A 13,202-nucleotide genomic window follows, 5' to 3' on the forward strand; every position below is an offset into this window, starting at 1 on the left:
TCGATCCATGTCAAAGACCTCCAGCATGGGCCGCGGCATGATGGCCCTTCTTGCGGTGGGGGAGCGTCATGCGGAAGGTTTCGACGGCGGCACGGTGGCCGACGTCGCAGCCCGCCTCGGCAAAGACCGCAGCCAGGTGTCGCGAAGCCTCAAGGGCGCGCAGCAGGAAGGCTTCCTGACACGTTCGGACCAACGCGAGTACAGCCTGGACTGGTCCATCCTGACGGACGCCCAACTGGTCACAGAGCAGCGGCTGAAGACCGACGGCCTCACGGCCTTGGAGGGATTGGCCACCGAAACCAACGAGGCCTGCTTCCTGGGCGTACTGAGCGGAAACAGTACGGTCACTATCGGCGAGCAAGTCCCCGAGAGCGCAAACCTTGTGGGTTCCTGGCTCGGCCGCCCCTACCCTGCCTACTGCAGTGACGCCGGCCAGGCGCTCCTGTGGGATGCCCCGGACACGGAAATCCGGAAAATCTTCAGCACAGTGGAGTTCGTGAGGCATGGCCCCAACACTCCGGTTTCCGTGGATGATTTCCTGGAACGGCTCAACAAAGCCCGCGTCCGCGGATACTCGATTGTTGATGAAGAAGCCGAACCCGGCCTCTACTCATTGTCCGCGCCCATCCGGGACTTCAAGGGAGATGTTGCCGCGGCCCTGCAAATCGTTGGGCCAAAATTACGTGTGGAGCCCCAGCGGGAAGCCTTCGCCGTGGCTCTCGGCTCCTGGCGGACGTGGCTCGAGTCCAGGGTTGGCGGAACTGCACGCCAGTTCGAAGCCTAAGCTTCCAGTGCCGGTCCGCCGCTGAGCCGTTGGGCGCTGGAGTGGAGAACAGCAGCGATTTTCGGGGCATTGGCTTCGACGCCGGACCGGCTGCCCAGCACGCTCAGAGCAGCAATGATCCGGCCATCCTCAGCCCGGACGGGAACGGCCAGCTCCCAGACTCCGTGTTCAAATTCTTCAGCAGCGAGGATATAACCCCTTGGCCTGTCGCGCTCCATCAAATCGGTGACTTCGGGGGCAGTGTGCGCCGCGGCCGGTCCGCCGACGCCGATGAAGTTAACATCCCTAAGTAAGGAACCGAGGTCCTTGGGCGAGTGGTCCCACAGCAAGGCCCTCCCCGAACCAGTGCACCACACGGGAGTGACCATGCCGGGTTTGGCGAACCCACCCAGGACTGAGTTATTGGTTGACGAACGCAGCAAGAGAACGCGGACACCCTCCCGAACGGACAACCGGGACCGCAGTCCAAACGCTGACACCAGTTCTTCAAGTTCCGCAGGTGACTTCTGAACCCACGTACTGTTCAGGGAAGCTGCGAGGCTGAAGAACCGCGGTCCTGTGCGGAAGGGGCCACGGTCCACCCGCTCCAGCAGTCCAAGATCACACAATTCCTGGGCCAATCGGGAGACCCGGCTTTGCTCCATGTCCAGTCCGGCAGCAAGCTGTGAGACGCCCAAGAGTTGGCGTCCCTGCTTTTCGCGGTCCGTGACCATACGGACAAGGCGAAGACCCTGGCCCAGGGATGACGCCTCCGGTGACACCTCCACGAATCCGCTCCTTCCACCAAGCGTTCACGCCATTCTCACACGGTGGCGTCCGTTGCAAGGACACGGGCCCTGTTGGCCCACACAGTGTAGAGGTCAGCGAGTATCGCGGCATTCGCCGCTTCAAGTTCCCCGACCGTGATTTTTCCGCCGTCCTGCCCACCGAAGAGGACCACCTCGTCCCCTGGCCGGACATCCCTCACCGAGGAGACGTCCACAACCATGGAGTTCATGGAGATGATGTCCACCACCGGCACCCGCTGTCCACGGACCAGCACATTTCCCCTCCGGCCAAGTGAGCGTCGATACCCATCGCCGTAGCCCACGGTGACTGTGGCGAGGCGCGAATCCGTGGCAAGAGTATGGGTGAGCCCGTATCCCACGCCGCTTCCAGCCGGGTAGCCGTTGACGGACCCGATCCTGGCTTTGAAGGTCATGCACCGTTGGAACATGGCGTGCCCAGGATCCGAATCACCGTAGAGCGCAGCACCTGTGCGCACCATGTCCAACCAGGCCGTGGGGACGTTCAGGGCCGCAAAGGAGTTGGCGGCATGCAGCAGGACATCGCGCCGGGGTATCCCCGCCTCGTGAAGGATGGCATGCGATTCGGATTTGAAGCGGCTCAGGGCGTGCTTCACATGGTCAACGTCGTCCTGTGGAAAGTGCGTCATGATGCCAGCGAGCTCCAACTGCGGATGACTGACGATTCCCACTGCGGAGGCCCGTCCCAATGGTGAGGACACATCGAGGCTGTGACGGCTGATTCCCGAGGAATTGATGTCCAGGTGCACACGCAGCGTCCGCTCCTCCCCTGCGGCGATCCTGCTCATTTCCCACGCTCTCTGTGGATCGGCAACAAGTTCCTCGATCCCGTGGGCCAGGCCGGCCCTGATCTCCTGCGGTGCCGCGGCCCGGACCCGTAACAGCCTCCCGTTGAACCCATGAGCCCGGGCAAGCCCTGCTTCTGCGTTGGTGCCAACCCCTATGTACGGAACTCCGGACGCCACCAGGAACGGCAGCAACAAGTCCGCACCGTGCCCGTAGGCGTCGGATTTGATCACGGCGCACAACAGAGCCTTGCCTTGGAGCATGGCCAGCATGGACCGGACATTTGCGTCGAAGGCGGCGCCGTCAATCTCAAGCCAACTGGATAGACTGTCCGTCGCCGCAGAAAGTTCTTCATTCGCGGTCATTGTGTTTCCCCCGGAAATGGCGACACGGCCGGGCATGAAGCCCGGCCGTGACGCATGGCCAATCTCGAATCAGACCGAACGCTTTGCCTTGGCCTTCGGGCCGTAGCGGAAGTGGAAGAACAGGTAGCAAGCCGCAACGAACGGAACACCAAAGTACAGGGCAGCGATCTGGGTGGGGTCGAAGGCTATTCCTATCAGGGATACCAGGCAGAGGGTAAAAGCCAGGATGGGCAGCACCGGGAAGAAGGGGGCTTTGTAGGCCAGATCGGCCACCTTTCCGCCATTCCGGATGAATGCCCTCCGGTGGAAGAAATGTGAGGCAGTGATGGACATCCAGACTCCCACCACCGCGAATCCGGCAATGGACACCAGGGCCAGGTAGACGGTCTCCGGTGCAGCCACACTGCTGACCAGGGACGCCAGCCCGCCTACCATGCTGACGGAAAGGGCAACCAGGGGTATTCCGCGCCGGGTCAGCTTCTTGAGTGCCCGGGGGCCATGTCCTTCATCGGCCAGTGAATAGAGCATTCGTGCACAGGAGAACAATCCGCTGTTCCCGGCTGACAACAACGCGGTGATGATGACAAAGTTCATGATGTCCGCCGCGAACGGGATGCCCACAGAGGAGAAAACCGTGACGAAGGGACTTTCATCCAATCCCACTTGGTCGTAAGGGACTGTTGCCGCGATGACGGCAATGGCGCCCACAAAGAAGATCAGGAGCCGGATGACGGTGCTGCGCATGGCCTTGGGGATGTTCTTTGCAGGGTCCTTGGTCTCACCAGCCGCAACTCCGATCAGTTCAGAGCCGGAGAAGGCATAGAAGACGGCCAGGGCGGTGACAAGGACACCGGTGAAACCGTTGGGGAAGAGGCCACCTGAGGTATTGAAGTTCTCAAAGAGGAAAGGGTGGTTGCCGGACTCTGCGAGGGGATGGAATCCAAACAGTGCGGCCCCGCCGAAGACGATCAACGCGATGATCGCCCCCACTTTGACGATGGAGAACCAGAACTCGGATTCCCCGAAGAACTTGGAGGAGAAAGCGTTGAAGCCGAAGAGGATGGCAGCGAAGACGAGGCACCACACCCAGACCTCAACATCGGGGAACCAGCGCTGCATGAGCAAGCCTGAGGCTGTGAACTCAGATCCGATGGCCACGGCCCAGCAGAGCCAGTAGAGCCAGGCCGTAGCGAAGCCGGTTGCCGGGCCGATCGAGCGGGACGCGTAGATGTGGAAGGCGCCGGAGACGGGGTAGGCAATGGCGAGTTCGCCAAGGCATGCCATCACCAGATAGACCACGAAGGCGCCAACCAAGTAGGCGATCACTGCCCCCAGCGGGCCCGCTTGCGAAATGGTGTAGCCCGAACTCAGGAAGAGACCTGAACCGATCACACCTCCCATCGCGATCATGATCAGGTGCCGTGGTCCCATGGAGCGGCGCAAACCGGGTTCCGGCGGCGCCAAGGGGGTATCGGCTGGATGATCCAGTTTCAGGGGTGTAGAAGATTCCATGTCTTGTCTCCGTTAAGTGACAGGTGCGAACGGTACGCCGAGGACTTCCGGGGCGGGGAGCCATGGGGGCGCTTGTAGTGACGAAGGTAACACAGATCATGTGACTTTAGTCATTAAAAACATTTGTGAATGCGAATAACGCACACTTTGCATCGCAGGCATGACGATGTGACCGTTCACTGGTCAGAATGCCCCAGCAATGAGGCAGCGCCGGAAGCCCGCCGGGGCCGGGTGATCCTAGATCGACGCCCGTCGGATGACGTTGGACAAGGTCATTGCCGTCACGGTGTCGCTTACTCCCGGGAGGGCAGCGATCTGCTCCCAGATCTCCTGGACGCGGCCAAGGGATCGCGCTTCGACGCGGACAATGAGGTCAAAGTCGCCACTGAGGACATCGCACAGGACCACTTCCGGAATGGATCGGAGTTCGTTCAGGACGTCAGCCCCCCGCATCCTGTCCTTGCGGTAAACCATCAGGAAGGCCGAAACCAGGGATTCGGCATCTACTCCAGCCACCACTGTGTAGCCCTGGATATAGCCCTGCCGTTCCATCCGGTCGATCCGCTGCCGCACCGCATTTCTGGACAGAAGAACCTTGCCGGCAAGTTCGGCGTGAGGGACGCGGGCATTCTTGGTCAGTTCCGCGAGGATCCTTTGATCGATGCCGTCCAGACCAGCCCGCTCCATGCGTCCCTTTCCACCTACCCCTGCAGGGACACCAGCCCCTGCCTCGGCCGAAAGGCCACGAAGGAAATGATACTTCCACAAGTCCCCGAGGCGTTTCCCCGTGTTCAGTAATCAGGGTTGCTCGGCACCACAAGCCCGGTCTCGTAGGCGTAAACCACCACCTGCACCCGGTCCCGCAACTGGAGTTTGCTCAGGATCCGGCGGACGTGGGTCTTGACGGTCGCCTCGGAGAGGAAGAACTTATGGGCGATCTCCGCGTTGGACAGGCCCTCGGCGATGGTGGTGAGGATCTCGGTTTCGCGTGGCGTGAGATCGTCCAGCAACGGGTCCCGGTGGGGAGTTGGTGGCTGCCCGGGCAGGGCGCCTCCACGAACATACGTTTCCAGGAGCCGCTGCGTCACACGGGGAGCCACCACGGCATCGCCGCTGGCCACGAGGCGCACAGCGTGGACCAGTTCCGAGGGTGCAACGTCCTTGAGCAGGAAGGCGGAGGCACCGGCCTGCAAACCGGTGAAGGCATACTCATCGAGGTCGAAGGTAGTAAGGATGATGACCCGTGCCTCGGACCCGGAATCCGAGATCCGTCGCGTTGCCTCAATCCCGTCCATGGTGGGCATCCGCACGTCCATCAGGATCACATCCGGCGCGAGTGCTTCTACTTGGCGTACGGCTTCGACGCCATCGGACGCCTCGCCGACTACATGGAAGTCGTCCTCGCCTTCCAGAATGAGCCGGAAGCCCATCCGAAGCAGTGGCTGATCATCCACGAGCAGCACTTTGATGATGTCTTCTGTCATGATTCCCCCTTGTCGCCGGCCCAGCGGAGCTCGGCGTGAACTGCCCAGCCTCCCCTTTTGCTGGGGCCGGCAGTAACGATTCCAGCATAAATTCCGGCGCGTTCATTCATTCCTGCGATGCCCTGCCCGGTGCCCAGGCTGCCCACGGGTTCGCTGCCGCCCTCCACGGTTCCACGACCGTCGTCGTGTACGTCAATGGTGACCAGATCGGCGTCCCGCGCCACCTGGACGTCAACGCGGCTCAGTGAGCGGCCGTACCGCAGGACGTTGGTCAGCGACTCTTGCACAATCCGGTAGACGGTGAGTTCAAAGGCGGGATCGGCCGGTAATCCAGGGCCTGTGTGCGCATAATGCAGCGGCAGACCCGCGGTCCGGAAGCCATCCAGGAGCTTCGAGAGGTTGTGCCCGGATTCCAGGGGCGTGAGCGGTGCCGGCCGCCCCGAGTCGTCGCGAAGGACGCCCAGCACGCGGCGCATATCGGCCAAGGCGGTCCTGCCGGTCCGGGACAATTCGCCCAGGACCTCGGCGGCGCGCTCCGGATTCTTCCTGACCACCACGGCAGCACCGTCCGACAGGCTGACCATCACCGTCAGGGAGTGTGCCACGACGTCGTGCATCTCGCGGGCGATCCTGTTCCGCTCGGTCACCTTGCCCAGATGGGTGGTGCGGGCTGCCCAGGCAGCGATCTCGGCCTCATGCTCCCGCCGCTGGCGCACGGAAATACCAATGCCGGTGGCCAGGAGGTTGGACAACATGATGGTCACCGCGGTGGCGATGTTGTTGATCAGGTGGAAGTTCTCCGGGACCTCCTGCAGGGTGTCCATGCCGCTGGGAATCGTCCACATGAACAGATAAAGCAAGCTCAGGGGCAGGCTGGCGGCAACAAACACCACCAAAGCGAGGCTGCGCTTCCTGATGGATGCCACGGCGTACAGCGCAAACCACAGGCCCGCTGAGACGTTGGAACCCCACGGGTTCAGGATGGCGGCCGCAACCTCCAGAAGGACGACGGCGGCCACCACTTGAAGCGGGTACCGGCGCCTGAACATCAGCACAGCCGCGATCATCAGCAGCAGGGCCACCACCAGCCACTTGCCCTCGGCGATGGAAGTGATGATGGTGGGCAGGGCCAGGAGTACGTAGCAGAGGATCACCACGGCATCCATGGCGCGGGGGCGCTCATAGAAGTAGCGCCGGATGCGGCCCCTGCGGCGCTGGGTGATTTCAGCGAAGGACGCGTCCACCGTAGCGGTGGACGCGTCCTTCACCTGTGGAGCTTCAGTCATGGATTGAGCCTAGACGGCAACCGTCCTAGACGTCCCGCTTCTTCAGCAGGAGCATGGCCAGCGCAACCGGTACAACAACCCAGGCACCCAGGACCAGCGCGGCCTGCCACGCTTCCAGCGTTTCAGGAACATGCTCGACGGCGGTCATCGGGGTGATGGTGCTGGTGGGGAGGTACTTGTTGGCTTCCTTGAAGAAATCGCCGGGAATGAGCTGGAAGGCGATCGGCGCAACGAACAGCAGTCCCACCAGGCTCATGATGCCGCCGGCCGAGTTCCGGACGATGGTTCCAAGGGCCATGCCGATGGCTGCTACTGCTGCCACGTAGAGGCTGTTGACCAGGAGGAGCTTGACGGACTGCGAGCTGCCAAGGTCCAGCTTGAGGTCGTAGTTATCCACGATCGGGAGGGACACCAGGCCGGCAATGTAGATGGACACGGCCGTCAGCAGGAAGGCGCTGACCATGACCACAATGAGCTTGGCCAGGAACGGTGAGAGCCGCTTGGGGACGGCGGCAAACGTGGAGCGTGCCATGCCGGTGGTGAATTCGGAGCTCATCAGCAGGACACCCAAGGAGCCGAGGATGAGCTGGGCGAACGAGATGCCCGAGGTGGGAATGCTGACGGCCAGGTCCCCGCCCTGGGCGGCCATGGCAGCCGCGGCTTCGGGATCGTTGGCAACCTGCTCAGCAAACTGCCCGGTTCCCCAGGCCGAGAGGGCGGCGAAACCCACCATCACCAAGGCTGTGGAGGCCAAAAGGATCAAAGTGGACATCAGCGTGCGGAACTTGATGAATTCCGAGTTCAGCACGCGGTGGAATGCCGGTCCAGGACCGACGGAGTTACGGATGGACTTACGGTCCATAGTGGTGGTGCTCATGTCTATTTCCCTCCGGCCTGGGCGGGAACCGAGGCCCCGGTGGTGATGTGCGAGTGGTATTCCACCTCGTCCTTGGTCAGTTCCATGTACGCCTCTTCCAGGCTTGCCTGGAGCGGAGTGAGCTCGTACACCATGACCTGGTTTTCCAGGGCGGTCCTGGCGATGCCCCGGGGGTCCAGTCCGGACACCTCGAGGAGTTCGCGCTCGTGGACCTCCACGGAAACGCCGGTTCCGGCCAGGAGCTGCATGAGGCGTTCCGGCTGGTCGGTGCGGACACGGGTCCGTGCGTGGCCTTTGCCGGTAATGATTTCGGCGATGGGCGCATCGGCAATGATCTTGCCGCGGCCGATCACGATCAGGTGGTCTGCTGTCAGTGCCATCTCGCTCATGAGGTGGCTGGAAAGGAAGACCGTGCGGCCCTCGGAGGCCAGGTACTTCACGAGGTTGCGGACCCACACCACACCTTCAGGGTCCAGGCCGTTGACGGGCTCATCCAGAATGATGGTCTGCGGATCGCCCAGCAGCGCAGCGGCAATGCCGAGGCGCTGACCCATTCCGAGCGAGAATCCCTTGACCTTCTTCTTTGCTACATCGCCCAGGCCGGTCATTTCAATGACTTCGCGGACCCTGCTCTTGGGGATGCTGTGCGTCGCTGCCATGGCGAGCAGGTGGTTGTACGCGGTGCGGCTCGTGTGAACTGCCTTGGCGTCCAGGAGGGCGCCGATCTCGCGGAGCGGTGCTTTGTGCTGGGCGAATGGTTCACCATTCACCGTCACAGAGCCCGACGACGGAGCGTCCAGCCCCATGATCATGCGCATGGTGGTGGACTTGCCGGCACCGTTCGGACCCAGGAAGCCGGTCACCCGTCCAGCCTGGACAGTGAAACTGACACCGCCGACGGCGGTCTTCTCGCCGTAGACCTTGGTCAGGCCTTTTGCTTCGATCATGGAAGCGTTCCCTCCTCGGAGCACATGAGTGTGCGGATGAGTTTTGAATGTACTCACCACGCTACTCATGGAGGGAACGTAAATCGCCGGTCTCAGGGATGATTCAGGGTTCAGTCAGGGTAGTCCTCGCGGATGACCCGCTCCGCTTCAGCCGGCCGGGAGCGGCGAGTACACGCGCAGCTCGCGCGGTTTCACGGTGAAGGTGGCACTGCGCACCCCGGGCTTCGGTTCGCCGTCCACCGCCAGGACCAGGGGCTGCCCGATCGCCTCCACGGTGATGGTGGTGGCCTCGGTCAGGTGGGTGACTTTGGAGGCAGCAACCGTGCCGGTCACTACCGCCCACAGCAGCCGCGCACGGGCGAACGGCTCGTCCGCTGTGATCATCCGCAGATCGAAAACCCCGTCGTCAAGCACGGGCCGGCGAAGCGGTGCGTGGTCGCTGGGATAGAACCTTCCCCGTCCCATGTAGAGGATCCAGAGCTTGTGCTTAACCCCGCCCACGGTGAGCGTGGTGGGGGAGTTCACTCCGAAGGTGCGCAGCGATGCCACCACGCTGGCCAGCGGCTTACCCATAGCCGGCTGCAGTCGTTCCCGGCGACGAACCAGGTTCGGATACACGCCTACGCTGGCGGTGTTCAACATGGCCAGCTCCGTAGTTTCGGGCGTCTCAGGCAGGCCACGCTGCACCACTACATGCCCCAGGTCAACCGCGGCTGCCTGCCCCTTGGTTACCGCCTCAATGGCGTCGTCGATAGAGCTGGTGCCGAGGTCGCGGGCAAAATGGTTGAGGGTTCCGCCGGGCAGCACAAGCAGCGGCAGTGAATGTTCGACGGCGGCCGCGGCGGCAGTGCCCACCGTTCCGTCTCCGCCCCACACGCCCAGCGCAACGGTGCCGGGCCGGGTGGCTGCGGCGTCTATTTCCGCGGCGACGTCGTCCCCCTCCGCGATTTCACGTATATGCGCTTTGGGGAATATAACTCGGAGAAGCTCACCGGTTTCGGGGGAGTAGGACCCTCCAAGGACGTTGACCGCAATACTCAGCCCCTCGCCGTCGGCGATAGCGGGAGCTTCTGCAGGCGTTCGGCGCGGCGTTGGTTCTGCGGGCTTGGCGGGCCACCACCGGCGCGTCAGTAGCGCCGCGCCTGCTCCCAAGGCCGAACCGAAGACCACATCGGAGGGCCAATGGGCTCCCGTATGAACGCGGGAATAGGCAACACCTGCGGCAAGGGGCGCCAGCACCGTGCCGAGTGCCGGTGAAACCATCCCGGCACCCACGGCGAAAGCTACCGCAGAGGCAGAATGCCCGGACGGCATCGATGAGCTGGTTGGCTGCGGGTTCACGAAGCGAAACAGCGGCAGGTGCTCAGGAAGCGGGCGCCGCCGGGGGAGTACCCGCTTGAAGATGACGTTGGTGACGCCTGAAGCAACGCCCAAGGCCAACACGCCATGAAGAGCCGCCCTGCGCGGTTTCCCCGGGAACGCGGACATGATTCCGGCAATCCCGAACCAGAGCTTTCCCTTGGTGGCCGCGGACGAAAGCCTTCTGAAGAAGACATCGTGGTCGCCCTGGGGCTGCCTGGAGACAGCCCGGACCAGAAAGTGGTCGAATCCTGCAACTCGTCTGGGGGCCTTGCCCACGATGCCTCGCATTACTTCACAGTATCGCCTGCACACCCCCGCAGAGGGGCTGCCCATGCCGTCCGCCTGCCGTGGCTACGATGAATGGATGATTCGTGTCCTGCTTCCACGTCGACAGCCCGGGTGGCAACTGGTTGTCCCGGCCGTGCTGCTTCTCCTTGCCTTCATGGTGCCGGGCATCATGATCCTGGCCGGACAGGGCGAGCCTGCGTTCAACGGCGTTGACACCACCTGGCAGGCCTTCACCTTTACTCTGCATTCGCCCTTCTGGGACGGCGTGAACGCGGTACTCAACTGGGCGGGCTACGCCGGGATCCTGGTATTCCACGTGGTGCTCGCCCTTGCGCTCCTGGTCTGGCAACGGCCCATGGGAGCAGTCTTTGCCGCGACCTCCGGCGTCATCGCACTGGCCCTGACGCAGCTGGCCAAAGCCGTGGTGGGTCGGGACAGGCCCCAGGGCGCTCAGGTCCTCACAGATACCGGCTCATACCCCTCGGGGCATGTATCGGCCACCACTGCGTTCCTCATGGTTTTGGCCATCCTGCTGGGACGCTGGTGGATGACCTTGCTGGCTGCCGTAGGTGTCATAGCCATGATGGTCAGCCGCACCTATCTCTCGGCACATTGGCTCAGCGATGTCCTTGGCGGCGCCTGCCTTGCTGCCGGTGTCGTCCTGATCATGTGGTGGCGGTTCAGGGAAATATGCATCAAAGAGAATGAACTGGCGGATGGCCGGACTATTTGGGCGGCAAAGGCTTCGCGACGCCTGCAAGCAGGAGAGCGAGCAGAATAGGCGCTCCGATGGCCAGCAATGCCAGGTGGATTCCGGTGTGGTCGCCCAAGTAACCCAAGAGGGGTGGGCCCGCCAGGAAGGCGACGTAGCCGATGGTGGAAACAACGGAAACCCGTGCAGCGGCATGCTTGGGGTCGTCCGCAGCGGCTGACATGCCCATGGGGAAGGCCAGGGCCGCACCGATGCCCCACAATGCCGCACCAACGCCGGCCAGGATAACGTTGCCGGCGAAGACAAACAGTGCCAGGCCCACGGCGGCTGCCGCCATGCTGGCCCGCAGGACGCTCACGCGGCCAAACGTGTCGATCGCTTTGCCACCGAAGAACCGCATGATGGTCATCGCCAGGACGAAGAGCGCGAACAGCAGCGCACCCGTGGATTCCGAGGCGCCAAGCCCGTCCACGGCAGCCTTCGCGATCCAGTCGTTGCCCGCGCCTTCGGTCAGCGTGGCGCCCAGGACTACGACGCCGATCAGCAGCGTCCTGCCGTCCCGCCAAGCCGAAGGCCCCTTCGCAACCGGAGCGCCGTCGTCGTGAACTTCTGCGGCCTCATGCGGAAGGAAGTACTTGGGGACCGTCAGCGCCAAGGCAACGGCAATGGCTGCGATAACCAGCAAGTGTTGAGGGAGACCGACGCCAAGCTGTGAGAGACCTGCGCCAATCAGCGCGCCAAGGAAAGCACCGCCGGAGAAGGCAGCGTGGAACTGCGGCATGATGGTGCGCTTGAGCCGATGCTCAACGTCGGCACCCTCGATGTTCTGGGCTACGTCCCACAAACCAATGCCGATACCAAAGAAGAACAGGGCAATCGCCGTGGCCGGCACTGATGCGGCCATCAGGGAGAAGGCAATTCCTGCGCCCGCAGCTCCCGCCACGATGCCCGCCACACGAACCGTATTGGCCGTGCCGATCCTGCCCACCACCCAGCCGGCCGACGGCAGCGCCAGCAAGGACCCGACGGCGGTGCAGAGCAGCAGGGTGCCCATCTGGCCGGACGTCAGGCTGAGCGCCTCCGTCACCGCCGGAATGCGTGCAGCCCAGCTGGCAAACACCAACCCGTTCATGCCGAAGATCAGGAACGTCGCCACCGCCGCGGCATTGACGTTGGTGGTGCTTCTGGTGTTGGTGGTCATGCAATCACAACTTCCACGGAGAGTTTTTTGAGCCGGGCAAGATCTTCTGGGGATGGTTTTTGGTCGGTCACTATCACGTCCACGGCGTCCATGGCTGCGACCAAAGCTACTGCGCTGGCGTTCCATTTGCTGCCTGCGGAGGCCACAATCACGCGCGCTGCGGATTCAAGGCCGGCGCGTTTCACGGCCGCGTCATCAAGGTCGTGGGCCAGGAGTCCGTCCTTGAGGTTGAGTGCACACGGGGTCACGACGGCGGTGTCGAACCTGAGCGAGCGGACGTTGGCTTCGGCCATGGGTCCCCGGAAAGACTGCTCGCCAGGGATGAGGCTGCCGCCGGGAAGGATGAGCTGCGGCGCCCGGCCGGAATGGGGCCCTGTCATCGCCTCGACGCCGTGGAGGGACATGGGCATCACCGTCAGTTCCCGCTTGCCCAACCGGCGCGCGATCTCCGTGGCAGTGGATCCACTGTCCAGCCACACATGCTCGCGGTCGTTGATGAGTCCGTCAACAGCCTCAGCAATGCGCGTCTTGGCTTGGTGGTCTTCCAATTCACGTTGGCCGTAGCCGGGGTTGTCTCCGCGTGCCAGTAAGCTGCGCGCGCCGCCGTGGATGCGTTTCAGCACTCCGTTGGCAGCAAGGATCTCCAGGTCGCGGCGAATCGTGGCGCCCGATGCCCCCGTGGCGTCCACGAGTTCATCCACGGTGGCTTGTTCGCGGGTGCGCAGCAGCTCGCCAATGAGCCGGTGGCGGTCAGCAGTTCCCATACTTCAACCGTAGCAATGATTGCGCACT

General features: G+C 63.1%; 13 protein-coding genes. 2 read left to right on the forward strand and 11 right to left on the reverse strand.

The annotated features are described in order from the left end of the window. Positions 1–7 precede the first annotated feature (7 nt). Positions 8–784 carry an IclR family transcriptional regulator gene (locus CGK93_RS23175; RefSeq protein WP_089597039.1) on the forward strand — a complete coding sequence of 259 codons (777 nt, stop codon included), beginning with the start codon at positions 8–10 and terminating at the stop codon, positions 782–784. Here CGK93_RS23175 and CGK93_RS23180 read toward each other — a convergent pair. The 9 genes from CGK93_RS23180 to CGK93_RS23220 form a co-directional block, all read right to left on the reverse strand. Further along, complete coding sequence (locus CGK93_RS23180) at positions 781–1,551, reverse strand: IclR family transcriptional regulator (protein ID WP_089597040.1); 771 nt, start codon at positions 1,549–1,551, stop codon at positions 781–783. The two genes, CGK93_RS23175 and CGK93_RS23180, sit on opposite strands and share 4 nt — an antisense overlap. Positions 1,552–1,586: 35 nt before the next feature. Next, positions 1,587–2,741 (reverse strand): alanine racemase, encoded by a 1,155-nt coding sequence (gene alr / locus CGK93_RS23185; protein WP_089597736.1) that lies wholly within the window; start codon positions 2,739–2,741, stop codon positions 1,587–1,589. Positions 2,742–2,810: 69 nt separating this feature from the next. Continuing rightward, on the reverse strand, positions 2,811–4,253 hold the full coding sequence (locus tag CGK93_RS23190) for an amino acid permease (RefSeq protein WP_089597041.1): 1,443 nt from the start codon (positions 4,251–4,253) through the stop codon (positions 2,811–2,813). Positions 4,254–4,490: 237 nt separating this feature from the next. Then, positions 4,491–4,940, reverse strand: coding sequence for an Lrp/AsnC family transcriptional regulator (locus CGK93_RS23195; RefSeq protein WP_089597042.1), 450 nt, complete (start codon positions 4,938–4,940; stop codon positions 4,491–4,493). Positions 4,941–5,044: 104 nt separating this feature from the next. Then, positions 5,045–5,737 (reverse strand): response regulator, encoded by a 693-nt coding sequence (locus CGK93_RS23200; RefSeq protein ID WP_089597043.1) that lies wholly within the window; start codon positions 5,735–5,737, stop codon positions 5,045–5,047. Beyond that, complete coding sequence (locus tag CGK93_RS23205; protein WP_089597044.1) at positions 5,734–7,023, reverse strand: sensor histidine kinase; 1,290 nt, start codon at positions 7,021–7,023, stop codon at positions 5,734–5,736. The genes CGK93_RS23200 and CGK93_RS23205 overlap by 4 nt, the downstream gene beginning before the upstream one ends. Positions 7,024–7,048: 25 nt before the next feature. Next, the gene (locus CGK93_RS23210) at positions 7,049–7,900 is read right to left on the reverse strand and encodes an ABC transporter permease subunit (protein ID WP_089597045.1); all 852 of its coding nucleotides are present in this window, start codon (positions 7,898–7,900) and stop codon (positions 7,049–7,051) included. A 2-nt stretch (positions 7,901–7,902) separates the two neighbouring features. Next, positions 7,903–8,847 (reverse strand): ABC transporter ATP-binding protein, encoded by a 945-nt coding sequence (locus CGK93_RS23215; RefSeq protein ID WP_089597046.1) that lies wholly within the window; start codon positions 8,845–8,847, stop codon positions 7,903–7,905. Positions 8,848–8,994: 147 nt separating this feature from the next. Continuing rightward, positions 8,995–10,497, reverse strand: coding sequence for a bifunctional phosphatase PAP2/diacylglycerol kinase family protein (locus CGK93_RS23220; RefSeq protein WP_089597047.1), 1,503 nt, complete (start codon positions 10,495–10,497; stop codon positions 8,995–8,997). A 76-nt stretch (positions 10,498–10,573) separates the two neighbouring features. Between CGK93_RS23220 and CGK93_RS23225 the strand changes: the two genes are divergently transcribed. Then, complete coding sequence (locus CGK93_RS23225; RefSeq protein WP_232481484.1) at positions 10,574–11,278, forward strand: phosphatase PAP2 family protein; 705 nt, start codon at positions 10,574–10,576, stop codon at positions 11,276–11,278. Here the strand turns inward: CGK93_RS23225 and CGK93_RS23230 are convergent. Both CGK93_RS23230 and CGK93_RS23235 read right to left on the reverse strand, forming a co-directional pair. After that, positions 11,223–12,410 (reverse strand): MFS transporter, encoded by a 1,188-nt coding sequence (locus tag CGK93_RS23230; RefSeq protein ID WP_089597049.1) that lies wholly within the window; start codon positions 12,408–12,410, stop codon positions 11,223–11,225. The two genes, CGK93_RS23225 and CGK93_RS23230, sit on opposite strands and share 56 nt — an antisense overlap. Next, entirely contained in the window at positions 12,407–13,174 is a 768-nt protein-coding gene (locus CGK93_RS23235) for a DeoR/GlpR family DNA-binding transcription regulator (protein ID WP_089597050.1), read from the reverse strand. Before CGK93_RS23235 ends, CGK93_RS23230 begins: the two co-directional genes overlap by 4 nt. Positions 13,175–13,202 lie beyond the last annotated feature (28 nt).

The organism is Arthrobacter sp. YN (assembly GCF_002224285.1).
In the GTDB taxonomy this organism is placed as follows: domain Bacteria; phylum Actinomycetota; class Actinomycetes; order Actinomycetales; family Micrococcaceae; genus Arthrobacter.